At 68.9% G+C, this 24,464-nt stretch carries 23 protein-coding genes; 15 read left to right on the top strand and 8 right to left on the bottom strand.

Translation table 11 applies throughout. The annotated features are described in order from the left end of the window. Window positions 1-169 precede the first annotated feature (169 nt). The 6 genes from mihF (at window position 170) to NY1_RS44560 (ending at window position 6,825) form a co-directional block, all read left to right on the top strand. The gene (mihF, locus tag NY1_RS16370) at window positions 170-493 is read left to right on the top strand and encodes an integration host factor, actinobacterial type (RefSeq protein WP_033086940.1); all 324 of its coding nucleotides are present in this window, start codon (window positions 170-172) and stop codon (window positions 491-493) included. Between the two features lie 7 nt (window positions 494-500). After that, window positions 501-1,085: a guanylate kinase gene (gmk, locus tag NY1_RS16365; protein WP_067713347.1), complete on the top strand. Its 585-nt coding sequence runs from the start codon at window positions 501-503 to the stop codon at window positions 1,083-1,085. A 40-nt stretch (window positions 1,086-1,125) separates the two neighbouring features. Then, the gene (gene rpoZ, locus NY1_RS16360) at window positions 1,126-1,404 is read left to right on the top strand and encodes a DNA-directed RNA polymerase subunit omega (protein WP_067713345.1); all 279 of its coding nucleotides are present in this window, start codon (window positions 1,126-1,128) and stop codon (window positions 1,402-1,404) included. A gap of 7 nt (window positions 1,405-1,411) precedes the next feature. Beyond that, on the top strand, window positions 1,412-2,632 hold the full coding sequence (gene coaBC / locus NY1_RS16355) for a bifunctional phosphopantothenoylcysteine decarboxylase/phosphopantothenate--cysteine ligase CoaBC (RefSeq protein WP_067713344.1): 1,221 nt from the start codon (window positions 1,412-1,414) through the stop codon (window positions 2,630-2,632). Between the two features lie 200 nt (window positions 2,633-2,832). Further along, window positions 2,833-4,047 carry a methionine adenosyltransferase gene (metK, locus tag NY1_RS16350; RefSeq protein ID WP_067713341.1) on the top strand — a complete coding sequence of 405 codons (1,215 nt, stop codon included), beginning with the start codon at window positions 2,833-2,835 and terminating at the stop codon, window positions 4,045-4,047. Window positions 4,048-4,152: 105 nt separating this feature from the next. Then, entirely contained in the window at window positions 4,153-6,825 is a 2,673-nt protein-coding gene (locus tag NY1_RS44560) for a primosomal protein N' (RefSeq protein WP_157762279.1), read from the top strand. Window positions 6,826-6,870: 45 nt separating this feature from the next. Here the strand turns inward: NY1_RS44560 and NY1_RS16330 are convergent, their stop codons facing one another. Then, the gene (locus NY1_RS16330) at window positions 6,871-7,716 is read right to left on the bottom strand and encodes an SDR family oxidoreductase (RefSeq protein ID WP_067713336.1); all 846 of its coding nucleotides are present in this window, start codon (window positions 7,714-7,716) and stop codon (window positions 6,871-6,873) included. Window positions 7,717-7,794: 78 nt separating this feature from the next. Here NY1_RS16330 and NY1_RS16325 point away from each other — a divergent pair, with 78 nt between their 5' ends. Then, a complete protein-coding gene (locus NY1_RS16325; RefSeq protein ID WP_067713333.1) occupies window positions 7,795-8,379 on the top strand; it encodes a TetR/AcrR family transcriptional regulator in 585 nt (194 codons plus the stop codon). 3 nt (window positions 8,380-8,382) lie between these two features. On the opposite strand, the gene NY1_RS16320 is transcribed toward NY1_RS16325, so the two are convergent. Then, complete coding sequence (locus NY1_RS16320; protein ID WP_067713330.1) at window positions 8,383-9,183, bottom strand: ABC transporter ATP-binding protein; 801 nt, start codon at window positions 9,181-9,183, stop codon at window positions 8,383-8,385. 89 nt (window positions 9,184-9,272) lie between these two features. On the opposite strand from NY1_RS16320, the gene NY1_RS16315 reads away from it, so the two are divergent. The 6 genes from NY1_RS16315 to NY1_RS16285 all read left to right on the top strand — a co-directional run bounded on the left by NY1_RS16315 (window position 9,273) and on the right by NY1_RS16285 (window position 15,968). Beyond that, complete coding sequence (locus NY1_RS16315) at window positions 9,273-9,959, top strand: HAD family hydrolase (protein ID WP_067713327.1); 687 nt, start codon at window positions 9,273-9,275, stop codon at window positions 9,957-9,959. A gap of 119 nt (window positions 9,960-10,078) precedes the next feature. Continuing rightward, window positions 10,079-10,765, top strand: a complete 687-nt coding sequence (locus tag NY1_RS16310) for a PadR family transcriptional regulator (protein ID WP_067713662.1) — start codon at window positions 10,079-10,081, stop codon at window positions 10,763-10,765. A gap of 160 nt (window positions 10,766-10,925) precedes the next feature. Next, a complete protein-coding gene (locus NY1_RS16305; protein ID WP_439956014.1) occupies window positions 10,926-11,891 on the top strand; it encodes an esterase/lipase family protein in 966 nt (321 codons plus the stop codon). Between the two features lie 64 nt (window positions 11,892-11,955). Beyond that, the gene (gene def, locus NY1_RS16300) at window positions 11,956-12,522 is read left to right on the top strand and encodes a peptide deformylase (RefSeq protein ID WP_067713321.1); all 567 of its coding nucleotides are present in this window, start codon (window positions 11,956-11,958) and stop codon (window positions 12,520-12,522) included. After that, window positions 12,522-13,445, top strand: coding sequence for a methionyl-tRNA formyltransferase (gene fmt, locus NY1_RS16295; protein ID WP_067713317.1), 924 nt, complete (start codon window positions 12,522-12,524; stop codon window positions 13,443-13,445). Before def ends, fmt begins: the two co-directional genes overlap by 1 nt. Before the next feature lie 1,038 nt (window positions 13,446-14,483). Further along, a complete protein-coding gene (locus NY1_RS16285) occupies window positions 14,484-15,968 on the top strand; it encodes an RsmB/NOP family class I SAM-dependent RNA methyltransferase (RefSeq protein WP_084535015.1) in 1,485 nt (494 codons plus the stop codon). Between the two features lie 65 nt (window positions 15,969-16,033). On the opposite strand, the gene NY1_RS16280 is transcribed toward NY1_RS16285, so the two are convergent. The 5 genes from NY1_RS16280 to NY1_RS16260 form a co-directional block, all read right to left on the bottom strand. Then, window positions 16,034-16,510, bottom strand: coding sequence for a GNAT family N-acetyltransferase (locus NY1_RS16280; RefSeq protein ID WP_067713311.1), 477 nt, complete (start codon window positions 16,508-16,510; stop codon window positions 16,034-16,036). Between the two features lie 35 nt (window positions 16,511-16,545). After that, window positions 16,546-18,111, bottom strand: coding sequence for a TROVE domain-containing protein (locus tag NY1_RS16275; protein ID WP_067713308.1), 1,566 nt, complete (start codon window positions 18,109-18,111; stop codon window positions 16,546-16,548). 367 nt (window positions 18,112-18,478) lie between these two features. Then, a complete protein-coding gene (locus NY1_RS16270; RefSeq protein WP_067713660.1) occupies window positions 18,479-20,557 on the bottom strand; it encodes an NAD(+) synthase in 2,079 nt (692 codons plus the stop codon). 104 nt (window positions 20,558-20,661) lie between these two features. Then, window positions 20,662-21,453, bottom strand: coding sequence for a SigB/SigF/SigG family RNA polymerase sigma factor (locus NY1_RS16265; protein WP_067713657.1), 792 nt, complete (start codon window positions 21,451-21,453; stop codon window positions 20,662-20,664). 203 nt (window positions 21,454-21,656) lie between these two features. After that, entirely contained in the window at window positions 21,657-22,079 is a 423-nt protein-coding gene (locus NY1_RS16260) for an ATP-binding protein (RefSeq protein WP_067713305.1), read from the bottom strand. A gap of 136 nt (window positions 22,080-22,215) precedes the next feature. Here NY1_RS16260 and rpe point away from each other — a divergent pair, with 136 nt between their 5' ends. Continuing rightward, complete coding sequence (gene rpe, locus NY1_RS16255) at window positions 22,216-22,881, top strand: ribulose-phosphate 3-epimerase (protein ID WP_067713655.1); 666 nt, start codon at window positions 22,216-22,218, stop codon at window positions 22,879-22,881. Between the two features lie 12 nt (window positions 22,882-22,893). Here rpe and NY1_RS16250 read toward each other — a convergent pair whose 3' ends face one another. Further along, window positions 22,894-23,340, bottom strand: coding sequence for a hypothetical protein (locus NY1_RS16250; protein ID WP_067713303.1), 447 nt, complete (start codon window positions 23,338-23,340; stop codon window positions 22,894-22,896). Between the two features lie 461 nt (window positions 23,341-23,801). Here NY1_RS16250 and NY1_RS16245 point away from each other — a divergent pair, with 461 nt between their 5' ends. Then, complete coding sequence (locus NY1_RS16245; protein WP_067713300.1) at window positions 23,802-24,428, top strand: riboflavin synthase; 627 nt, start codon at window positions 23,802-23,804, stop codon at window positions 24,426-24,428. Window positions 24,429-24,464: the final 36 nt, after the last annotated feature.

Genomic DNA, 24,464 nt, shown 5'->3' with positions numbered 1-24,464 from the left:
CAGCCGGTCGGAGGTGGCCCACCAGGTTGCCCGTTCGGCCGGGTCGTGCCCGGAATCACGCGCTGACCTGGGGGGTGGGTTCGCAATCGACAAGCGTCGTGGGTACGGTCGCTGAGACCACCGGGTTACCGGAGGTAGATCAAGCAATGAACGATGAGACGGAGGAACCGTGGCCCTTCCCCAGCTGACTGACGAGCAGCGCGCCGCTGCTTTGGAGAAGGCGGCTGCCGCTCGCCGCGCTCGGGCGGAGCTCAAGGAGCGCTTGAAGCGTGGCGGTACCGATCTGAAGACGGTCCTTGCCGATGCCGAGAAGGACGAAGTTCTCGGCAAGATGAAGGTGTCGGCTCTGCTCGAGGCTCTGCCGAAGGTGGGCAAGGTCAAGGCGGCCGAAATCATGAGCGAACTGGAGATCGCTCCCACTCGCCGCCTGCGCGGACTGGGTGACCGGCAGCGTAAGGCGCTGCTGGCCCGGTTCGACTTCAGCGCCGAATAATCCGAGGGTGGTCGAACACACTCGGAAGGGTCGACTGGTAGTCCTGGTCGGCCCCTCGGCCGTCGGTAAGTCCACCGTCGTGCGCTGCGTGCGCGAACGACTGCCCGAATTGGTATTCAGTGTGTCGGCCACCACCCGGGCTCCCCGGCCCGGGGAGGTCGACGGACGGGACTACCGCTTCGTCACCCGGGAGCAATTCGACGCCATGATCGAGGCGGACGAATTGCTCGAGTGGGCCGATATCCACGGTGGACTACAGCGGTCGGGCACCCCGGCCGCACCTGTGCGGGAAGCGCTCGCGTCCGGACACCCGGTCTTGATCGAGGTGGATCTGGAAGGCGCGCGCTCGATCCGCAAAGCCATGCCGGAGGGCCTGCTGGTCTTCCTGGCCCCGCCCAGCTGGGATGAGCTGGTGTCCCGCCTGACCGCACGCGGGACCGAATCGCCCGAGGTCATCGAGCGTCGACTGCAGACCGCTCGCACCGAATTGGCAGCTTGTGACGAGTTCGACATCGTCATCGTGAACGACGAGGTGACCAGCGCCTGCGAGCAGTTGGTATCGTTGTTCGTTAGCTCGAATTCGGGTTCTTGACCCGCATCCCATTCCGAACAACCCCGCAGGAGCCTTCCTAGTGAGTACGGACATCAAGACCGCGCCCGCCTACGACACTCCGGTCGGCCTCACCAACCCGCCGATCGACGAACTGCTGGAGCGGACTTCGTCCAAGTACGCGCTGGTCATCTACGCGGCCAAGCGGGCCCGGCAGATCAACGATTACTACAACCAGCTCGGCGACGGGATTCTCGAATACGTCGGTCCGCTGGTCGAGCCGGGTCTGCAGGAGAAGCCGCTGTCGGTGGCCATGCGCGAGATCCACGCCGACCTGCTCGAGCACTCCGAAGGCGAGTAGTTCCGCGGTGACCCGGATCGTCGTCGGAGTCGGCGGCGGAATCGCCGCTTACAAGAGCTGCAACCTCGTGCGCCGGTTTACCGAAACCGGGCACGAGGTTCGTGTCATTCCCACCGAGTCGGCGTTGAATTTCGTCGGCAAGGCCACCTTCGAAGCGCTTTCGGGGCATCCCGTGCACACCGGCGTGTTCGCCGATGTGCCGGAGGTGCCGCATGTGCGCCTCGGCCAGGAGGCCGATCTGGTCGTCATCGCGCCCGCCACCGCGGACCTCATGGCCCGCGCCGCGCAGGGCCGCGCCGACGATCTGCTGACCGCTACCTTGCTGACCGCGCGATGTCCCGTGCTGTTCGCCCCGGCCATGCACACCGAGATGTGGGAGCATCCGGCCACCCGGGCGAATGTCGCGACGCTGCGGGCACACGGCGCGGTCGTGATGGAACCCGCATCGGGACGACTGACCGGTACCGACACCGGACCGGGCCGCCTGCCCGAGCCGGAGGAGATCTTCGGTCTGGCCCGCCTGCTGCTGGAACGCGCCGACGCGCTGCCGCGCGACCTCGAGGGCCGCCGCATCGTGGTCTCGGCCGGCGGCACCCGCGAACTCCTCGACCCCGTGCGCTTCCTGGGCAATCGCAGCTCCGGCAAACAGGGCTACGCGCTCGCCCGCCTGGCCGCCCAGCGCGGCGCCACGGTGACGCTGATCGCGGGCAATACCGCCGGACTGGAACCGCCCGCGGCCGTCGAGGTGGTCAATGTGACCACCGCCGAACAGCTCAAGGTCGCGGTCGACAAGCACGCCCTGGGCGCGGACGCGGTCATCATGGCCGCGGCGGTGGCCGATTTCCGCCCGGTGAACGTGGCCGCGGCTAAAATCAAAAAGGGTGCGGGAGAACCGGATTCGATCGCACTCACCAAGACTCCGGACATTCTGGCCGGTCTGGTGCAAGCCCGTCGCGACGGGCAGCTACCGGGCACCGCGATCGTCGGCTTCGCCGCCGAGACCGGGGACGAGCACGCGGACGTGCTCACCCACGCCCGGGCCAAACTGGCCCGCAAAGGCTGCGACCTGTTGGTGGTCAATGCCGTCGGCGAAGGCAAAGCCTTCGAAGTCGACACCAATGATGGCTGGCTGCTCGGCGCCGACGGCACCGAGATCGCCCTGGACCACGGTTCCAAGGCATTGCTGGCCAGTCGAGTGCTCGATGCACTCGGTCCCTTGCTCCGCTGAAGCCTCGGCATCGCAGGGTTCGGACACGCCGGGAAAACCATCCCGGCAACTGTCTGAGTCACAATCTGTTCGGCACGGTGGGCGGCTCGCCCCTGTGACGAACATATTGGAATAGTCTGAGACAAAGGGTTGTGCGGTCGCGCCGAGGCGCTACTGTCGCAGGCCGATACGAGAAACCCGTTGAGGGAGAGGGAACAACTGTGCGCACGTCTGGCAGCCGCCTATTCACCAGTGAGTCCGTGACCGAGGGTCATCCGGACAAAATCTGTGATGCCATCAGCGATTCCATCCTCGACGCGTTGCTCGCGGCCGATCCGCGCAGCCGTGTCGCCGTGGAGACGCTGGTGACCACCGGCCAGGTGCACGTGGCCGGCGAGGTCACCACTTCGGCCTACGCCGACATCCCGACCATCGTTCGCGAGAAGGTCCTGGAGATCGGATACGACTCCTCGGCAAAGGGTTTCGACGGCGCGTCCTGCGGCGTGAACGTGGCCATCGGCGCGCAGTCGCCGGATATCGCCCAGGGCGTCGATCATTCGCACGAGGCCCGCGTGGGCGGCGAGGACGACGACATCGCGCGTCAGGGCGCCGGTGACCAGGGCCTGATGTTCGGTTACGCCACCGTCGAGACCCCCGAGCTGATGCCGCTGCCGATCTCCTTGGCGCACAAGCTGTCTCGCCGCCTGACCGAGGTCCGCAAGTCCGGTGTGCTGCCGTACCTGCGCCCGGACGGCAAGACCCAGGTCACCATCGAATACGACGGCTCGATCCCGAAGCGGCTCGACACCGTGGTCATCTCGACCCAGCACGCCGCCGATATCGATCTCGACAACCTGCTCACCCCGGACATCCGCGAGAAGGTCGTCGACTCGGTGCTGGCCGAGCTGAAGCTCCCCAATCCCCTCGACACCTCGAACGTGCGCCTGCTGGTCAACCCGACCGGCAAGTTCGTGCTCGGTGGCCCGATGGGTGACGCCGGCCTGACCGGCCGCAAGATCATCGTCGACACCTACGGCGGCATGGCCCGCCACGGCGGCGGCGCCTTCTCCGGCAAGGATCCGTCGAAGGTGGACCGCTCGGCCGCCTACGCCATGCGCTGGGTCGCCAAGAACGTCGTCGCCGCCGGCCTGGCCGAGCGCACCGAGGTCCAGGTCGCCTACGCCATCGGCAAGGCGGCTCCGGTCGGCCTGTTCGTCGAGACCTTCGGCACCGAGCAGATCGACCCGGCCAAGATCTCCGCCGCCATCGCCGAGGTCTTCGACCTGCGTCCCGGCGCCATCATCCGCGATCTGGATCTGCTGCGTCCCATCTACGCCCCGACCGCCGCGTACGGCCACTTCGGCCGCACCGACGTCGATCTGCCCTGGGAGCGCACCGACCGCGCGGACAAGCTGCGTGCGGCCGCCGGGCTGTAATTGACCCACACCGAATCCTCGACGGCGGGAGCGGAAACCCTCTGGGACTCCGCTCCCGCCGTCGTCGGTACGGTCACCCCCCACCCGGCGCGCCCCATCGCCCGGGTGCTGCCATTGCTCGAACCCGCCCACCTGGACCGGGATTTCGACTACCTGGTCCCCGCCGAGTTCGACGAGATCGCCCAGCCCGGCGTCCGCGTCCGAGTCCGCTTCTCCGGCCGCTTGGTGGACGGCTACCTCCTCGAACGCCTCGAAAAGTCCCCCCACACCGGCAAACTCATCCGCCTCGACCGCGTGGTCTCCGCCGAACGCGTCCTCACCCCGGAGATCCTCCGCCTCGTCACCGCGGTGGCCGCCCGTTACGCCGGCACCCGGGCCGACGTCCTCCGCCTGGCCATCCCCCCACGCCACGCCAAAGTCGAAGCTGAAGGCATCGACCAGCCCCCCAAACCCGCGAAGCGCACCCGCGCCGCCAAGAAGCGCGCCTCCACGCCCGACACGCTCGCGCGGATCGATTCCGATTCCCCCGATCCGGCCGCGCCCGACCAGGATTCGCGGCTACGGGCAGCGCCGGTCGACCTCGCCTCGATCGATTCGTCCGAGAGCAGGGACGCCGGCGCCGGAGCTGAGCATGCGGCCACCGGAGCCACCGTGCCGGACGAGGCACTGGTACCCGCCGCGAGCCCCAGCACGGCAGAGGTTCGGTCGCCGCTCGAATCTCAGGAGTCGACGCCAGGGCCTGAAATCGTTGACGGCGAGCAGGATTCATCGACAGCCGTCGCACCCGCCACCGCGTTGCAGCCCGGCTCGGACGCCGAGCGCGACGCGTCCCCTGCGCCGGTGGCGACGTCGGGACCGGTGGCATCCGGCGGGTCGACAGAGGACGGTCAGGGCGAATCTTCGGTGGACGAGTCGGCCGGCGTGCGTGATGCCGTTGCCGCGCAGCCTGTTTCCGAGCTGTATCCCGCGTGGGGACGGTATCAGCACGGGCATTCGTTCCTGGAGGCGCTGGAGCGGGGGCGGGGGCCGCGGGCGGCTTGGCAGGCGTTGCCGGGGGAGGATTGGGCGCGGCGGCTGGCGGAGCTGGCGGCGGTGACGGTGCGGAGCGGGCGCAGTGTGGTGATCACGGTGCCGGATCAGCGGGATCTGGATCGGGTGCTGACGGAATGTGTTGCGCTGGTGGGGGAGTCGGCGGTGGGGCTGGCCGCCGGGCTGGGGCCTTCGGCGCGGTATCGGCGGTGGTTGTCGGTGTTGCGGGGGACGGCTCGGGTGGTGGTGGGGACGCGCAGCGCGGTGTTCGCGCCCGCGCAACAGCTCGGGCTCATCGTCATCTGGGACGACGGGGACGACACGTTCGCCGAACCGCGCGCGCCGTATCCGCATGCGCGCGAGGTCGCCATGCTGCGGGCGCACGAGACGGGGGCGGCGTTCGTCGCGGCCGGGTTCGCGCGCACGGCGGAAGTGCAGGCGATCGTCGAATCCGGTTGGGCGCACGACCTGCTGGCCGACCGTGCCGAGTTGCGCGCCGCCACGCCGCGGATCACCGCGCCCGGCGACAGCGACGCGGCCTTGGAACGCGACCCGATCGCCAAGGCGATCCGGATTCCGGGCGCGGCCTTCCTGGCGGCCCGGCAGGCGCTGAACGAAGGGCTGCCGGTGCTGGTGCAGGTGCCGCGGCGCGGATACATCCCCGCACTCGCGTGCTCCAAATGCCGGACGCCCGCCCGCTGCCGGCACTGCAACGGCCCACTGGCCTTGCCGGACAACACGACTCAGGCCGCCGGCGGTAGATCATCCGGTCGCCGTGCCCCCACCCGGGGCGCGGCGGAGGCCGTCCGGCGCGGCTTCGAAGAGGCAGGCAGGCGCGGCAATGCGGACCCGGCCGCCCCGGCGCTGGACGGCACCGTCGGCGTCGCGCCCGAACCCGCGGTCCCGGCCCGTGCCGAGGCGGCGCAGCGCAGGTCCATGGGAGTTGCCGCCGGCGTGGGCCGGGGCGCCGGGGATGTCGCGCACAGCCCCCAATGCCGCTGGTGCGGCATCACCGAGGCGGCCTTCCGGTGCGGGCACTGCGGTTCCCGAGCCCTGCGGGCCGTCGTGATCGGCGCGGCCCGCACGGCCGAAGAACTGGGCCGGGCATTCCCCGGCGTACCGGTGCGCGGCTCGGGCGGGTCCGCGATCCTGGACACCGTGCCGCCCGGCCCGCAGGTCGTGGTGGCGACCATCGGCGCGGAACCCCCGGTGGCGGGCGGCTACTCGGTGGCCCTGCTGCTGGACGGCTGGGCCCTGCTCGGCCGCGCCGACCTGCGCGCCGCCGAGGACGCCCTGCGCCGCTGGATGTCGGCCGCCGCCCTGGTGCGCCCCAAGGGCCGCGTCTTCGTCATGGCCGATGCCGGCCTGGCGACGGTACAGGCCCTGGTGCGATGGGATCCGGTGGGACACGCGCGATTCGAACTGGAGGGGCGAACCGAGGTGCGCTTCCCGCCCGCGGTGCGTTTCGCCGCCATCGACGGCACCACCGAATCCATCGCCGAATTGCTCGGCGAGGCAAAGCTTCCCGACTTCGTGGAAGTCCTCGGCCCCGTACCCCTGCCCCCCGGCGCTCGAAAACCCTTCTCCTCCGGCGATTCCCCCGCCGAGGTGGAGCGCATGATCCTGCGCGTGGACAAGTCCGAGGGCGCCGCCCTCTCCCGCGCCCTCACCGCCGCCCAAGCGGTCCGCAGCACCCACCGCTCCGACGCCCCCCTGCGAGTGCAGATCGACCCCATCGACATCGGCTGACGATTCCGGGGCGATCGTCCGCCAGTGTGGGCCGCTGTGCGGAACTCAGCGGAAAGCACCGATGACGCGCTGCGCCCATTCGGCGTAGCTGGTCGCCGGTCGTCCCAGTACCCGTTCGATGTCGCCGCTGACCTGCTGCTCTTCAGTGGTGGGCGTGCCGAGGATGTCGAGGGTGTGGTCCGCGACCGACTCGGGCATGAAGCGCAGCATGTTGCCGCGCGCCTGTTCGCGGGTCAGGTCGAGGAAGCGGAGCGGTTCGCCGAGTGCGGCTTCCAGTGCGGCCGCCTGTTCGCGCGGGGTGATCACGGCGGGACCGGTGAGGGTGTAGACCTGTTCGTCGTGCCCGTCCTCGCGCAGAGCGGCCGCGGCGACGGCGGCGATATCGGCGGGATCGACGAGCGGCAGGCCGGTGTCACCGAACGGTGCGGCGATCGTGCGCTCGGCCCGGACGGGTTCGATCCAGGCGAAGGAATTGGAGAAGAAGCCGCCCGGCCGCACCACGGTCCATTCCAGATCCGAAGCCGCCAGGGCCTTTTCGAACTCCAGGGTGCGGGCGTACCCGTCGCTGCCGGCCCGGGTCACCGCGCCCTGCGAGGAAACGAACACCACACGCCGAATCCCTGCCTGCGCAACGGTTTCCAGCAACTCCGCCGGGGCGGGACCGGTCACCAGTTGCGGTCCGGTGATCAGCAGGAAGAGCGCCTCCGCTCCCGTCACCGCCGCACCGAGGCTGTCCAGATCGCCGATATCACCCCGGCGATGTTCCACGCCCGCGGGCAGATCCACCGGCTTCTCGCCCCGCGACACCGCGACCACCTTCTCACCCGCCGCGGCGAGGTCCCGCACCAGCGCGCTGCCGATATTGCCGGTCGCACCCGTTACCACGATCATCTGTCCCACTCCTGAGTTAGTTGGCTGACTAAGAAGAACCATAGAGCCCTCGACCGGGCATTGTCTATAGTGAGTCGTATGACTAACTCAGGCTCTGGCGTGGCGACCCCGAAAGCTGGTAAACGCGAGCGCCTGGCCGCGGCCGCCGCCCAGGTGTTCTACGAACGGGGAGTGGAGAAGACGACCATCGCCGATATCGCCCGCGTGGCGGACGTGCCGGTCGGCAATGTCTACTACTACTTCAAGACCAAGGACCAGCTGATCCAGGCCGCCATCGGCGCGCACGCGCGCACCCTGGAAGAGATCATCGCCACCCTCGAACGGGTGGACTCACCGGCGGAGCGGCTCAAGGCGCTGGTGCGCGGCTGGGTCGATCAGCGCGATCAAGCCGCCCAATTCGGCTGCCCCTCGGGGACTTTGGCCACCGAACTGGACAAGCGCGACGACGGCCTGGAACAGGAACTGGCCATCGTGATGCGCGGCCTGGTCGATTGGGTGCAGACCCAGTTCGCCGCCATGGGCCGCGCGGACGCCCGCGAACTGGCGGTCGCGCTGGTGGCGTCGTATCAGGGAATCTCCCTGCTCACCAACACCTTTCGCGATCCGGACATGATGGCCGCCGAAGGCCGCCGCCTCGAAGCCTGGATCGACACCCTGGCCTGAACCTCAGAGCTGCACGGCCCGTGCGGCATTCGCGCTCCAGCGCCCGTCCGTCCGGGTGATCCGCACCGGATGATCGAAGGTGGCGCTGATGTGCTCGGTGGTCACCACCTCCTGCACCGGCCCGGAAACCACCGCCTGCCCCTCGCGCAGCAGCAGCGCGTGCGTGGTCCCCGGCGGCAGCTCCTCCAGATGATGCGTCACCAGCACCGACGCCAATTCCGGATGCGCGTGCTGCAACCGGTCCACCCGCTCCAGCAACTGTTCGCGCCCGGCCAGATCCAGCCCCGTCGCGGGCTCGTCGAGCAGCAGCAACCGCGGGCTCGGCATGAGCGCCCGCGCGATCAGCGCCCGCCCGCGCTGCCCCTGGGAAAGGATGGGCCACTGCGCGTTTCGCCGATGCGCCAGCCCCAGCAGCTCGATGAGCCGATCCGCCTCGGCCAATTGCGCGGCGCTCGGCTCCCAGCGCGGCACCAGCTCGGCGGTATTCGTCAGCCCGGTCAGCACCACCTCGTGCACGGTGAGCGGACTGCGCGGCGCGTGCCGCGGATCCACATGCCCGATGGCCGTGCGCAACTCCCGCATATCGACCCGCCCCAGCCGCTTGCCGAGCACCTCGACACTGCCGCTGGTCGGATGCTCGAACGCGCCCAGCATGCGCAGCAGTGTGGTCTTGCCCGCCCCGTTCGGGCCCAGCAGCGCCCAGTGCTCGCCCGGGTACACCCGCAGTGAAACATCCTGCAGGATGGGCTTTCCGTCGCGCACGACGGTGACCGAGCCGACCTGGAGCACGGGGGAGTTCGTCATCGCTCCACCGTAGCAAACTCCTCAGACAAGTTGAGGAGTGCCGGTTATTTCACCGGATCGCCGGACGGCCGCTGTGTAGGGTGGCCGGTATGGCGATCGAGGCGGTGCTCTTCGACTACTCCGGCACGTTGTTCCGCTTGGAGGAAGCGGAATTCCACAATGCCGCGCTCACCGACAACGACGGCCGGCCCCTGGACACCCACGAGGTCACCGAGATCATGCAGGCCATGACCGCTCCGGTCGGGCAGTTGGTCCAGCTCGACGCGGACGGCCAATACGCTTGGGAGCGCAGGGATCTCAGCCCCGAACTGCATCGCACCGCGTACCTGCAGGTGCTCGAGCGCTCCGGCGTCCCCGCCACCGCGGCGCGGCAACTCTACGAGCGCCTGCTCGATCCGCTGGCCTGGACGCCCTACCCCGACACCGGCGATGTACTGCGCGCCCTGCACGAGGGCGGCCGCGCGGTCGCGGTGGTCAGCAATATCGCCTTCGATCTGCGCCCGGCCTTCGCCAGCCGCGGGTGGGACCGCTATGTCGACTACTTCGCACTGTCCTTCGAAGTCGGTGCGATGAAACCGGACCCGCGCATCTTCCAGGCCGCGCTCGACAAGCTCGGCATCGCGCCCGCGAAAGCGCTCATGGTCGGCGACAGCATGGAGGCCGATGGCGGCGCGACTGCGCTCGGCTGCGAGTTCGCCCTGGTCGAGCCCCTGGAAACGGTCGACCGCCCCAATGCCCTGCGTGACCTGCTGTTCGCGCGCGGCTTGCCCAACTAACAGTCCCGACTGATCGGTTCGTGTCCCAGTTCACTCTTGTCATGGATAGATTGCCGATATATCGTCGATAGCAGCAAATGCAACGACGAGCCTTCGAAGGAGGCATCACCATGGAACACATGGACAACATCGAACGGGGCCGCGGCCCCTGGCGGCGACCGCGTGCCGAAGAGTCGCAGGGCCCCGAACATCCGCGCTTCCGCCGTGGCCGTGGACCGCAGGGTCCGCGCGAACACGGCCGTCACGGTCACGGCCGTGGCTTCGGTCCGGACTTCGGACCCGGTTTCGGTCCCGGCGGATTCGGCGGCCCGGGCCAGCCGTTCGGCCGGGGACGCGGTCGCGGTGGCCGCGGCCGGCGTGGCGATGTGCGCGCGGCGATCCTGCTGCTCCTGCAGGAACGCCCCATGCACGGCTACGAACTGATCCAGCAGATTCGCGAGCGCAGCCAGGACGTCTGGCGGCCCAGCCCTGGGTCCATCTACCCCGCGCTGTCCCAGCTCGAGGACGAGGGCCTGGTCATCATCGAGAAGGTGGCCGGTCGCAAGACCGCCAAGCTCACCGAGGCGGGCACCACCTACCTCGAGGAGAACCGCACCGAACTCGGCGATCCCTGGCAGGACGTCAAGGACGGCGTCGGCGATCAGGCGCTCGACCTGCGCGGTCTGATCGGCCAGCTGATGGGCGCGGCCGCTCAGGTCGCCGCCGTCGGCAACAAGGAACAGGCCGAGAAGGCCGCCGAGGTGCTCACCGAGGCGCGCCGGGCGCTCTACCGGATCCTGGCCGAAGACGACACACCCGAAAAGTAGTGGGACGCGAATACGCCACCCCGCCGGGCGATTCGGCAAACTTCCAGGGATGATTCATGACATGGGACAACAGGGCCCCGTGGCGAATTGTGACATGGGACAAGGGAGTCGGGCGAAACGGACGCGAGTGCGTCGGTTCGCACCGGCGGGGGTTATGGCAATGGCGGCCGTCATCGGGGCCGCCGCACTACCGAGCGGTTCGGGCCCGGCGGGCGCCGAACCGGGCGCGATCGCCGGAGCGTCGGTGGTCACCGTGCCACTGCATCAGGGCCCGGTGCAAACCGATCACCTGGGCGCCTCGAAATATCTGAAGGACCATCCGGACGCGGCGCCCCAGGGCGCCAACGACTTCGGCTGCAAGCCCAGTGCCGAACATCCGCGCCCGGTCGTGCTGGCGCACGGCACCGACTCCTCGGCCTATTCCGACTGGGCGGCACTCAGCCCGCAACTGAAGGACGCCGGCTTCTGCGTCTTCGCCCTCAACTACGGCGGCAAGGCCGGTAAGACCAGCTACGGCACCGAGGACATCTGGGCCAGTTCGGCTCAGGTCGGCGAGTTCGTCGACCAGGTGCTCGCCGCTACCGGCGCGGCGCAGGTCGATATCGTCGGTTTCTCCCAGGGCGCCAGCGTGACTCGCTACTGGATCAACAAACTGGGCGGCGCGCCCAAGGTCGGCCAATGGGTCGGCGTGGCCTCGCCCAGCTACGGCGGCGTCATGTACGGCCTGGTGCCGGTGGCCTACGCGGCGCCGTTCATCTTCACCGTCGTGGAGATCGCGACCTCGACCGCCGCCATCCAGCAGGCCGCCGATTCGCCCTACATCAAGGCGCTGAACGCCGGCGGCGACACCGTGCCGGGTGTGCGTTACACCACGCTCGGCAGCCGGGTGGACGAGATGATCCAGCCGTTCGACAACATCGCGCTCAAGGGCGCGGGGGCGACCAATCTGGTGCTGCAGAATCTCTGCCCGGACGATCTGACCGGTCATTTCCACATGGTCTACGACCCGTTCGTGCTGCGGACCGTCGTCAACACCCTCGATCCGGAGCACGCGGTGGCCCCGGTCTGCACGCCCGTGCAGCTCGGCACCGGCATCAAAGAAGTGGTGGAAGCCGCGCACTCCTGATCGGCGCGGCCCGCGATGTCCGTAAAATGAGACGACCGTATTCATTCATGACCGGGAGTCGCCCGTGACCATCCAGCCTGTCCGCCTGTTCGGCGATCCGATCCTGCGCGCTCGCGCGGCGGAGGTCGAGACCTTCGACAAGGAGGTGCGCCAGCTGGTAGCCGACCTCACCGACACCATGTACGAGACCGGTGGGGTCGGGATGGCGGCGCCGCAGATCGGGGTCGGGCTACGGGTGTTCGTGTACGACACCGGGGACGCGGCCGGGCATCTGGTGAATCCGGTGTTCGAGGTGCTGGGGGAGGAGACCCAGACCGGGCCGGAGGGCTGCCTGTCGATTCCCGGTGTGCGCGAGGACGTTACGCGGCCGAACGCGGTGCTCGCGCGCGGCGTGGACGTGGACGGCAAGCCGGTCGAGTTCCGGGCCGAGGGGCTGCTGGCGCGCTGCGTGCAGCACGAGACCGATCACCTGGACGGGATCCTGTTCCTGCAGCGGCTCGATCCGGCCACCCGCAAGGAGGCGATGCGGACGCTGCGTGAATCCTCCTGGTTCACCGCGGGAGTCACCACGCTGCCCGCCTCCGAGATCAGTGGCCGGCGCAAGGCCGCGGCGCAGGAACGGGGTCGCTGATGCGTCTGGTTTTCGCGGGCACGCCCGAACCGGCGGTGCCCTCGCTGCGGCGGCTCATCGAATCCGCCAATCACGATGTGGTCGCCGTGGTGACCCGGCCGGATGCGGTCTCCGGGCGGGGCCGCAAGGTGACCCGGTCGCCGATCGGCCTGCTGGCGGACGAGCACGGTATCCCCGTGCTCACCCCGCGCCGGCCGTCGGAGCCCGAATTCATCGCCCAGCTCACCGAATTGGCGCCCGACTGCTGCCCGGTGGTCGCCTACGGCGCGCTGCTGCCCGAATCGGTGCTGGCGATTCCGAAGCACGGCTGGATCAACCTGCACTTCTCGCTGCTGCCCGCCTGGCGCGGCGCGGCCCCCGTGCAGTCGGCCATCCTCGCCGGTGACGAGATCACCGGGGCGGCGACCTTCCTGATCGAGAAGGGCCTCGACACCGGCCCCGTCTACGGCACCATGACCGAGACCATCAAGGTCACCGACACCGCGGGCGTCCTGCTGGATCGCCTCGCCCACAGCGGCGCGGTCCTGCTCGAATCCACCCTCGACGGTATCGAAGCCGGTGCGCTGCAAGCGGTCCCGCAATCCACCGAAGGCATCTCCTACGCCCCCAAGGTGGAGGTCGAGGCCGCCCACATCCGCTGGGACCAGCCCGCCCTCGCCATCTCGCGCCGCATCCGCGCCGTCACCCCCGCCCCCGGCGCCTGGACCGAATTCGACGGCAAACGCCTCAAACTCGCCCCCGTCGAAATGCTCGAGGAAACCCTCCCCACCGGCACCGTCGACGTCCGCAAAACCGGCGTCTACCTCGGCACCGCCACCACCGCGGTCCGCCTCACCGAAGTCCAGCCCCCCGGCAAACGCATGATGCCCGCCCTCGACTGGGCGCGCGGCGCCCGCCTGCAACCGGGCGCGGTGTTCGAGTGAACCGCCCGGAACTCGAAACCCACCGACGATCAGTCGTGGTGTTCGAGTGAGCCGCCCCGACCGGGGGCAACCAATTGACCAGCGACGTATCGGCGGCCGCGCGGCGCTCGGTGATCTCACCGGGCGCACCCGCGGAGAACCGCGCCGCACCCCCTCCGGCGGTTCCCGCCGCGAGGACGAATCCCGTGATCGAGCGAGCCGCCAGGCGGCCGCCCCGAGTGGAAAGGCGCTGCGGTGACCCAAGATCGACGTGAGCCCACGGATCCGGCCGACCACCGGAACAACACCGGCGACACCCCGAACCCCCGCCCCCGCAAGGGCTTCGGCGGCGTCCGCCCCGCCGCCGCGACCAGCAAGGGCGACCCCATCGCCCGCGATACCGACCGCCGCAGCTCCGCACCGCGTGGTGACGACCGCCGCGGTTTCGCGCCGCGTGGTGATGATCGGCGTGAGTCTGGTGCGCGCGGCGACGATCGTCGTGGCTTCGCGGCAGGCGGTGATGATCGCCGGGGTTCCGCACAGCGTGGTGACGACCGCCGGGGCTCCGCGCCGCGCGGTGATGACCGCCGCGGCTCCGCGCCGCGCGGTGATGACCGCGGCGACTTCGCATCTCGTGGCGGCCGTGACTTCGCCGGCTCTGGTTCCGGTGAGCGAAACTCCGGGAATCGTGGAGGCTTCGGCGGCTCGGCCGACGATCGGCGCGGTGGTGGGGATCGTGGGGGATATGCGCCCCGCGAGGGCAATCGGTCCGGCGGGGGTTTCGGGCGGTCCGAAGCTCGGCGCAGTGGCGACCGGCCAGGCGCCGGTGGCGGCTCGGACCGTCGCGGGGACGGGAACTGGGGTCGCCGTGACCGGGACGAACAGTCCGGCGGGCGTGGGGGTTTCGACCGCGGCGATTCCGGTGTCGACCAGCGTGGCGGCCGCGGTAACGACCAGCGTGGCGGTCGCGGTGGCGACCGTGAAGCGACCGGTAATGACCGGAATCCTGATGCCCGCAAGGGGTTCGGGGCGCGTGGCGGGGACCGGAAGGCCGGTGCCGTGGGTACTGGACGGGGCGGCCGCGATCGTGATGACCGGCAAGGGTTCGTTTCGCGTGGGGATCGGCGGGGCAGCGATGAGCCTCGCGGCGCCGGAGGAAAGCAGGGTGGCCGGGGGACCGGCGGGGCTCGGCAGCAGGAGCAGGGCGGCGATCCGGTGCGGACCGTGGCGCGGGATGTGCTGCGGGCGGTGCGGGAGCGGGACGCGTATGCGAATCTCGTGCTACCGGGGTTGCTGCGGGAGCGACGGATCAGTGGGCGGGATGCGGCGCTGGCCACCGAGTTGACCTATGGGGCTTGCCGGTCGCAAGGCCTGCTGGATGCGGTGATCGAGGCGGGGGCGGGACGGCCGGTCGCGGAGATCGACGGGAACCTGCTGGATGTGTTGCGACTGGGCACATACCAGCTGCTGCGGACGCGGATCGGAGCGCACGCGGCCGTCGACACCTCGGTGGCGTTGGTCCGGGCCGAAGCGGGCGTGGGCAAGGCCGGGTTCGTGAACGCGGTCCTGCGGCGCGTCTCGGAGAAGACCGAAGCGGAATGGGTCGAACAGCTCGCGCCGCGGGATCCCTTGGGGCACTTGGCGTTCGAATACGCGCATCCGGAGTGGATCGCGCAAGCGTTCGCGGATGCGCTGGGGGAGCGGGCCGCGGAGTTGAAGGACGTGCTCGAGGCCGATGACGCGCGGCCCGCGGTGCATCTGGTGGCGCGGCCCGGTGAGATCAGCGCCGAGGAACTCGCTCTGGTGACCGGTGGCGAGGAAGGCCGCTGGTCGCCGTACGCGGTGTATCTCGACGGCGGCGACCCGGGCAAGCTGGAACCGGTGCGGGAAGGCATGGCGGCCGTTCAGGACGAAGGCAGTCAGCTTGTCGCACTGGCCGTTACGCGCGCACCCCTGCAAGGCGCGGACGGCGGCCGCTGGCTCGACCTGTGCGCCGGCCCCGGCGGCAAGACGGCCCTGCTGGGTTCGCTAGCCGATATCGACGGCTTCCACGTGGACGCCATCGAACCGGCCGAGCACCGCGCGGACCTGGTGCGCCAGGCCACCAAAGGCATGCCGGTCGACGTGCACGTCACCGACGGCCGCGACAGCGGCCTGCCCCCCGGCTTCGACCGCATCCTGGTCGACGCCCCCTGCACCGGCCTGGGCGCCCTGCGCCGCCGCCCGGAAGCCCGCTGGCGCCGCCAGCCCTCCGACGTCCGCGACCTGGTCACCCTGCAGCGCGAATTGCTCGATGCCGCATGGAATCTGGTCCGCCCCGGCGGCGTGGTCGTCTACTCGACCTGCTCCCCGCACCTCCCGGAAACCGTCTCGGTGGTAGCCGACATGGTCCGCCGCACCGGCGCCGAACAACTCGACACCCGCGACCTGGTCCCCGGCGTCCCCGACCTCGGCGACGGCCCCGGCGCCCAACTCTGGCCGCACCGCCACGGCACCGACGCCATGTTCCTGGCGGCCCTGCGCAAGCCCCTCGAAGCCGAATAACCAAGGCGGAGATACCGGCCCGTGCCCGGTCCCCTCGAGGGCCGGGCACGGTGCCGTTCGTGGCGCTATCGCAGCTCGAGCCTCATGTTCACCGAGTCGAGTCCTGCCGCGAACCCGTCCGGTTCGACACCGGTCGCCTGAAATCCCATGCGCTCGAAAAACGGCCGGGAATGCTGGCTGGTCACGAGCAAGAGGTGCGAGGCAGTGCCGTCCGCGCGAATCCGGCGCAGCCGTTCCCGGAACAGGTACGACCCGATGCCCGAGCGATGGCGGGACCGTTCGACCATGCCCCAGCACAGCGAGGCGCTCCCGTCGGCCCGCACCACCCAGCCACCGCAGCCGACGACCTCGCCGCCAGCCTCGACGACGTAATAGGCGCACCGTGGATCCTCGAGGAAGGCGGCGAACTCCGCGATCTCGTCCGGCGCGAAGAACTCGGGCGTATTGCCTTCGATCAGTCGAAGGCAATACGCCTTGTCCGCGGCGCGATAGTCCCGGATCCGGAGGGCGGGCTCCTGTGATCCCGCGGCACGATCTGCCATGCATCCGAACCTACCCGGCCGCTTCGGCAGCCCGGCTAGAAGGGCCAGCCGGTATCGCGCCCGCGTTCGAGCAGCGGAATCAGGTCGAATCCCTTGTCGCTCAATCCACCGAAGGTGTGGCGGTTCGCCCCGCCGGCCCCGTGACCGTGCTGGTAGCCGGCCAGATTCCAGGTGTACAGCGGCACGGACGCCGGAACGGCCGAACCCGGGTCGCCGCCGACGGCCGTCTGCTCGTCGGTGAGAACGATGACTCGGTCGTGCCGGTCGAACGTATCCCGCACCGACCGTGCGGTCGAGGTCCCGCCGCCGATGAAGAAGCCGTCGCTCTGCCACCGGCCGACCGCCCGCAGCAGGGACTCGCCGGGCTGCAGCGGAAAGCGCAGCGTGTGGTTGGAGTAGGAGATCAGATCGGCATGCGCGCAGCGGCGTGCCAGCGCGAGCCCGAACACCACGGCCGCATCCCAGCGCTTCAGCGTGCCATCCTTGGAGAACCCCGTGCGCATCGAACCGGAGGTGTCCACCAGGATCAGGGTGCGCCCAGCGAGTTCCGGGATGGCGGCGACCGCGGCGTCCAGCGCCTGCTCGAGCGGGTAGCTCCAGCGCAGTGACGGCGCCGCCCGGTAGGCCGACAGGAATCGCATCGGCAATTGCCGGGACGTGGCGACCTGCTCCGGATCCGCCAGGCGCGCGGCGACTTTCGCCGCGGCCTCGTCCCCGACGCCCGCCTGGTCGAAGTTGCGCAGATTCCGCAGCAGGGCGGCGTATCCCATGGACGGGATGATCGACTCCCAGAGTTCCTTGGTCCAGCGGCCGTTCACCAGCGACGGGATCGCCTCCCAGGTGACGCCCGCCGTCGAGAGATGCGCGGCGAGCTCATCGGAGCGAGCCATGCCACGGATCGTCTCCGCGTCGTGCGCCCGCAGAGATGCGTTGGCCCGCAGCACCTTCAGTGACTCCGGGACACCCTCGGCCACACCGATACGCTGCTCGATCGCATGCTTGAACAACGCCGACTGCCGATCGCTCCGCGGCTGCGCATGCGTCAGCTGAATGACGTCGGCGAACCGCACACCACGAGAATCGCTGTCCCACTTGAGATACGACTTCTCGTTGTACAACCGCGCGGCCGCATCGGCGACACCGCGCTTCACCGGCTTCGGCAGCTGCTTGCCGTAGCGCCCGATCCAATAGGAAAGGAACTCCCCGGGCTCGTCGGCACGCTGCAGCACCGTGTTCACGATGCCGCGGCTCCCGGCCTGCCCGGCCTCGACACTCGCCTTCGCGGCCTCGGCGGCCAGCACCAGCGCTGCCGACCGCATGTTCGCCTCCAGCCGCAGCCAGCGCGCGAACCGGGTCAGCCACTCGAGATCGGTCGGCGCGACCTCGCGAACGAGCGCCACGAACCGCGAATCACGCTGTCCCGCAGCCTCGTAGAAGGTGTTCTCGCCAACCATGTTCGTGACGGCGAGCAGAAAAAGTTCGGACTTCGCGTCCCGTGCGTAACCGGCCCCGCCCTCGTGCGTGGCGCCGGTCGCGCTGGAATCGGTCCGGATCGGCCCCTGCGCGACCGCGCGGACGCCGCTGGTATTGAACTTCGCCATGGCAGTCCCCCCTTTGTTTTTCGTAGCGAGAGAGCACATGGCCGGAGCGTTCGCGGGAGTCCTGAGAAATAGTCGGTGAGGGAATTTTGCCAACTGCTCTACCAGCTGAGCTACGGAAGCAGAGCCCCCTGCGGGATTCGAACCCGCGACCGGTTGATTAACAGTGAAGTATCCCCCACCTGCGCACCAGGACTCGATGCGAGGATGGAATCGCCCGGGCGTCCGGGCGTTTCACGCTCTGAAGTTGTGCTCCCGAGAAATAGCCGTCCAGGGTACGGAATCTCATCGCAAATGTGAAGTAACCCTGGACTTCCGCACCGGAAGTAGTGCCGACAGTATCGGACGACCGATCAGTCTCTCAAACGATTTACGGCCGCGATTCCGGCATCGAGACGTCCGGTACGTTGCGGGCCAGTTCGTCCAGCCAGGCGGCTGCCGAGGCGTCGCTGGGGGCGCGCCAGTCGCCGCGGGGGGAGAGGGAGCCGCCGGAGCCGACTTTGGGGGCGTTGGGGAGGGTGGAGCGTTTGAATTGGCTGGTTTGGATGAAGCGGCGGAGGAATTCGGCCAGCCAGTGTTTGATGGTGGGGAGGTCGTATTCGTGTTGCTGGTCGGGGGTGACCAGGTCGGGCCAGGAGCCGCGGGTGCGGTCGGACCAGGCGTGGTGGGCCAGATAGGCGATGCGGCTGGGGCGTTCGCCGAAGCGGAGCAGGTGGTAGAGGTGGAAGTCCTGGAGTTCGTAGGGGCCCACGGTGGCTTCGGAACTCTGGATGGGGGCGGTGCTGTCGCCGGGGATGAGCTCGGGGGAGATCTCGGTGGCGAGCACGGATTCCAGGACGCGGGAGGCTTTCTCGCCGAGGCCGTCGGTGTCGATGGTCCAGGCCACCAGGTATTTGATGAGGGTTTTGGGGACCGAGGCGTTCACGCTGTAGTGCGCCATGTGGTCGCCGACGCCGAAAGTGCACCAGCCGAGCGCCAGTTCGCTGAGGTCGCCGGTGCCGATCACCAGGGCATTGTGCATATTGGCCAGGCGGAACAGGTGCGAGGTGCGTTCGCCGGCCTGGACGTTCTCGTAGGTGACGTCGTATTGCGGAATGCCCTCGGCGGCAGGGTGTTTCAGGTCCCGCAGCATCTGGGTGGCGGACGGGCGGATATCGATTTCGTGCGGCGTGGCCCCGACCGCGACCATGAGTTCGCGCGCGTCGGCGAGGGTGCGTTCGCCGGTGCCGAAACCGGGCATGGTGTAGGCGAGCACATTCGCGCGCGGAAGCCCCAGGCGGTCCATGGTTTTGGCGGCGACGATGAGCGCGACCGTGGAATCGAGACCACCGGACACGCCGATCACGACATGCTTGGACCCGGTGGCCTGCAACCGGGTGGCCAGCCCCTCGACCTGAATGCTGTGCACCTCGGCGCAGCGCTCGTTGCGGCTGATCGGATCGGCGGGAACATAAGGGAAGCGCGGGATTTCGCGCTCCAGCGCCACCGGTCCGGACGGAATCGGCAATTCCAGTTCGATGCGCCGGAATCGCGCCAGCCGCTCCCGATGATCGTGCACATTGTCGGCGAAACTGGTCATCCGCAGCCGATCCGCCGCCAGCCGTTGCAGATCCAGATCGGCCGTCACCAGCTGCGGATGATCGGCGAACCGTTCCCCCTCGGCCAGCAGATTCCCGTTCTCACAGATCACCGCCTGCCCGTCCCACGCCATATCGGTGGTCGACTCACCGTGTCCCGCCGCCGAATACAGGTAGGCGGCCAGATAGCGCGCGGAATGCCCCGTGCACAGCGTCCGCCGATAGTCCGCCTTGCCGACCACGATATTGCTGGCCGACAGATTCACCAGCACGTTCGCCCCGGCCAGCGCCGCGAATCCACTGGGCGGCAACGGCACCCACCCATCCTCGCAGATCTCCAGATGCGCCACGAACCCGGGCAGATTGGCGGCGGTGAACAGCAGATCGTCCCCGAACGGCACCCGCTGTCCGGCGATCTCGATCTGATCGTCGAGTGCTTCGCGCGCCGCCGCGAACTGCCGCTTCTCGTAGAACTCGCGATAGTTCGGCAGATAGCTCTTGGGTGCCGCCCCGAGCACCCGCCCGCCCGCGATCACGATGCCGCAGTTGAACAACCGCCCCTGCGCGCGCACCGGCGCCCCCACCACCAGCACGGTGCCGATCTCCGTGCTCTCGGCCACTATCCGCCGCAAGCCGTCCTCGATCGCGGCGTCCAGGGCATCCTGCTGGAACAGATCGTCAGCCGTATAACTGGACAATCCGAGTTCGGGGAACACCGTGAACACCGACCCCGCCTCGGCCGCGCGCCGCGCCAGCTGGATGGTCTGCTCGGTATTGAACGCCGGATCGGCCACCCGCACCGGCGGCACCGCCACCGCGACCCGCGCGAACCCATGGCGATAGAGCGACTCGAACGGTAGTTGCTGGGACAACACCGACCCCTTTGCGTTCCGGCGAGGTGATCATGGTTGTGCGCAATCTACGATACCGACCGCCCCGACCGCATCGTCGGCGCCGCCGGACCGTCCCGGCGGACTCACTCGCGCGCCGATTGCTCCCGCAGCCGCGCAAGGGTTTTCGCCAGAATCCGCGAGACGTGCATCTGCGAGATCCCCATCTGCTGCGCGATCTGGGTCTGCGTCATGGATTCGAAGAATCGCATGGTCAGAATCCGCCGCTCGCGTTCGGGCAGCCCGGCCAGCAGCGGCCGGATCGCCACATACTCCTCGACCCGATCGAACTGCGATTCCTCCTCACCGAGCGTATCCAGCAGCGACGCCTCGGTATCCCGCCCCACCGACACCGCGTCGATGGAACTGGGCTGGTACGCATTCCCGGCGATGACCGCCTGCGTCACCTCGTCGGCGTCGATGCCGAGCTGGGCCGCGATCTCCTTGGCCGTCGGCGAGCGCCCCAGCTGCTGTGACAGCGCGTCGATGGCCGCGCCGATGCGCAGATGAGTTTCCTTGACCCGGCGCGGGACTCGCATGGCCCAGGTGTTGTCCCGGAAGTACCGCCGGACCTCGCCCATGATGGTCGGCACCGCGAACGACAGGAAGTTGGACCCGCGCCCGATATCGAACCGGTCCACCGCGTGCACCAGCCCGACCCGCGCCACCTGGGTGAGATCGTCGAACGGCTCACCGCGCCCGCTGAACTTGCGCGCGATGTGATCGGCCAGCGGAATGCAGCGATGGATCAGCTGCGAGCGCAGCGCCGCCCGCCGCGCCGAATTCGGTTCCGCCGCCGCCAGTTCCTCGAACAGCAGCGCCACATCGTCGTAGCCGGAGACGCTGCGCGCGACCTCCTCGGCTTCCTCGGTGTCGATGGTCTCCTCGGCGGCGTCCTCGTCGCCGTTCTCTTCGCCATTGCCGTTGCCGGCCTCGGCGGCCGGGCTCTCGCCGCCGGTCCGATCGGGCTGCGGCGCCGCGTCTTCCGCGCCGCCGTTCACGCGCGCGTCGGCCTCCCGATCCTCGGACGGGTCGGGCTGGGGGGTATCCGGTGAGGTGAACACGATGTCCTCGTCGGTCACTACGCCTTCCCCCGGCCCCGCCGGAATTCCACTGTCGTCGGATATCCGGCGCGCGCCGGATCGAACTCACCTTGGGTGGCGGTCACTTCGTCGGACAGCGTGCGCAGCACATGCCAGCCGAAACTGCGCTGATCCGGTAGGCCTTCGGCGCTCGCGATCCCGCTGACCTGGACCAGTAGTTCGGTATCGCCGACGGTGAACCGGCACTGCAGCGTGGAGCCCGGGACGGCCAGCGCGATGAGCGTGGAGGCCGCCTCGTCGACGGCGAGCCGGATATCGGCCACCTCGTCGAGGGTGAAATCGCTGAGCAGCACCAAGGTTTCGGCGAGTCCGCGCACGATGGGCAACTGGGAGACGGATGCGGCGACACCGATCTCGACCGGGGTGGCGCGCAATCCTTGTTCCGCCGAAATATTGATCACCCTGAGAAGGCTACCCATTCCACTGCCTGGCAATCAGCGCATTCGCGGTGTTCGCCTCCGTGCCGCGTGTGCTATCGGGGCCGATACACTTCGGCCTGTGTGCACCTCATCCTCCCCGTTCACCCGGCCCGCGCCGATGATCGCCCCGTCCATCCTGTCCGCGGATTTCGCGCACCTCGCCGATGAGGTGCGGGCCATCGCGGGGGCCGACTGGGTGCATGTCGATGTGATGGACAACCACTTCGTGCCGAACCTGACCCTGGGCCTGCCGGTGGTCGAAAGCCTGTTGAAGGTCACCGACATTCCCCTCGACTGCCATCTGATGATCGAGAACCCGGAGCGCTGGGCGCCGGCGTACGCGGAGGCGGGCGCCTACAACGTCACCTTCCACGCCGAGGCGACCGACAATCCGATCGCGGTGGCGCGCGATATCCGCGCCGCGGGCGGCAAGGCCGGGCTCTCGGTCAAGCCGGGCACCCCGATCGAGCCGTATCTGGAGATCCTGCGCGAGTTCGACACGCTGCTGGTGATGAGCGTCGAACCCGGTTTCGGCGGGCAGTCCTTCATTCCCGAGGTGCTGCAGAAGGCGCGCGTGGTCCGCAATCTGGTGGACTCCGGTGCGCTGCGCCTGGTGGTGGAGATCGACGGCGGCATCAAGATGGACACCATCGAGCAGGCGGCCGAGGCGGGCGTGGACTGCTTCGTCGCGGGCTCGGCCGTGTACGGCACCCCGGATCCGGCCGCGACGGTGGAAGCCTTGCGGCAGAAGGTGATCGCGGCCGAGGCCGCCACCGCCGAGTAACCCGGCCCGCCGTCAGCGCCCGAGCAGGGCCTCGACCACCGATTCCAGCGGCGGCACCGCGGACACGGCCTCGGGCGACTGGATCCAGGTGCGGTATCCGGTCCGCTCGTCGTCGGCGGAGGGGAGCACGACCTGCGCGCCGGTGCAGGCGACGGTGGCGTATAGCCGGAACAGGGCGGCGGACACGGATGTGCTGAGCGTGTCCGCGCGGGCCGGGCCGGTGATGAAGGTCCAGCGCCGGGCCCGGGGATGATGTACGACGGGCCCGGCCAGTTCGGCTTGCGCCAGCCGCTGCTGGACGCGCTCGCCGAGTTCGGCCGGCATGGTGATGGCGCCGTAACGGCTGCCTATGTCGAGCAGGATGTGGCGTGAGGCTGGATCTATCGATGCCGGCAGATGAAATTCGCGTCGATACTGGACACAGCGAACTTCGAGTGTCGAATCGAGAAGCGTGGTCACGCTGCACTCCCAATTGTGTTGTGGTCCACCTGGATCCGGCCCGATCGGGCCCAACCTTCCTGCGCGGAACGACTGGGGAAGTTGAACGGTAGGAATCAGCTGCATAACAATCTTGCGACCATTTTCGCCGATGCGCAAGATTTTGGTGTAGGCGAGTCGGAATTGGGTACAACTGCACGATTGCGCACCTGTCGGTCAATTCGCCGAGTCGAGAAATTCCGACATTTCAATCGGGCGATCCGAGTAATTCGGACAATCTTGCGTCCGCCGGTTCGGTTCTCGCATTATTGCGCTCCCAATGGTTCCGAACGCTCCAGTGAACAAGGCCGCATGTCGCCTACGACCGGGCGTCGTTAGGCTGGTGGGGACAGCCGCCGCGCCGGGGAATACCGCCGCCGGTACGCGCTGTTGGCGCAAGCGGCGGGCCCGGTGGTCGGGCCGTGACGACGGAGAGGTTGGGCATGTTCACTGGCATCGTGGAGGAGCTGGGCGAGATCGTCGCCTCCGAGCAGCTGGCCGACGCGGCGCGGCTCACCATTCGCGGGCCGATCGTCACCTCCGATGCCATTCACGGCGCTTCCATCGCGGTGAACGGCGTCTGCCTGACCGTGGTGGACGAAAAGGTCGAGGGCGACACCTTCACCGTCGACGTCATGGCCGAGACCCTGAACCGTTCCAGCATCGGCGGACTCGGCGTCGGCTCCCGGGTGAACCTGGAGCGCGCGGCCGCCGTCAACTCCCGTCTCGGCGGGCACATCGTGCAGGGTCACGTCGACGGCACCGGCACCATCCTGTCCCGCACCCCCTCGGAGAACTGGGAGGTCGTGCGAATCTCCCTGCCCGACAACCTCGCCCGCTATGTGGTCGAGAAGGGCTCCATCACCATCGACGGCATCTCGCTCACCGTGTCCGGCCTGGGCATCGCCGCGGAAGCGGCCGCCGACGGCAGCAAGGACTGGCTCGAGGTTTCCCTCATCCCCACCACCCGCGCGCTCACCACGCTGGGCACCGCGCCGGTCGGCACCACCGTGAACCTGGAGGTGGACGTCATCGCCAAGTACGTCGAACGGCTCACCCAGCGCGGCTGATCCGCGCTCGCGCCGGAGGCGGCGCAAAACGGGCAG

The sequence above is a fragment of the Nocardia yamanashiensis NBRC 100130 genome (assembly GCF_001613325.1).
In the GTDB taxonomy this organism is placed as follows: Bacteria; Actinomycetota; Actinomycetes; order Mycobacteriales; family Mycobacteriaceae; genus Nocardia; species Nocardia yamanashiensis.
Note: the sequence above shows the minus strand (reverse complement) of the source record. Positions and strands in the feature narration are given on the sequence as shown.

What these genes read in the sequence shown, in the direction of transcription:
- NY1_RS16245 (WP_067713300.1), top strand. Translation starts at nt 23,802, where the DNA reads ATGTTCACTGGCATCGTGGAGGAGCTGGGCGAGATCGTCGCCTCCGAG.
- NY1_RS16315 (WP_067713327.1), top strand. Translation starts at nt 9,273, where the DNA reads ATGGCGATCGAGGCGGTGCTCTTCGACTACTCCGGCACGTTGTTCCGC.
- NY1_RS16325 (WP_067713333.1), top strand. Translation starts at nt 7,795, where the DNA reads ATGACTAACTCAGGCTCTGGCGTGGCGACCCCGAAAGCTGGTAAACGC.
- NY1_RS16305 (WP_439956014.1), top strand. Translation starts at nt 10,926, where the DNA reads ATGGCGGCCGTCATCGGGGCCGCCGCACTACCGAGCGGTTCGGGCCCG.
- rpe (WP_067713655.1), top strand. Translation starts at nt 22,216, where the DNA reads ATGATCGCCCCGTCCATCCTGTCCGCGGATTTCGCGCACCTCGCCGAT.
- NY1_RS16320 (WP_067713330.1), bottom strand. Translation starts at nt 9,183, where the DNA reads ATGACGAACTCCCCCGTGCTCCAGGTCGGCTCGGTCACCGTCGTGCGC.
- fmt (WP_067713317.1), top strand. Translation starts at nt 12,522, where the DNA reads ATGCGTCTGGTTTTCGCGGGCACGCCCGAACCGGCGGTGCCCTCGCTG.
- NY1_RS16330 (WP_067713336.1), bottom strand. Translation starts at nt 7,716, where the DNA reads ATGATCGTGGTAACGGGTGCGACCGGCAATATCGGCAGCGCGCTGGTG.
- NY1_RS16280 (WP_067713311.1), bottom strand. Translation starts at nt 16,510, where the DNA reads ATGGCAGATCGTGCCGCGGGATCACAGGAGCCCGCCCTCCGGATCCGG.
- NY1_RS16310 (WP_067713662.1), top strand. Translation starts at nt 10,079, where the DNA reads ATGGACAACATCGAACGGGGCCGCGGCCCCTGGCGGCGACCGCGTGCC.
- NY1_RS16275 (WP_067713308.1), bottom strand. Translation starts at nt 18,111, where the DNA reads ATGGCGAAGTTCAATACCAGCGGCGTCCGCGCGGTCGCGCAGGGGCCG.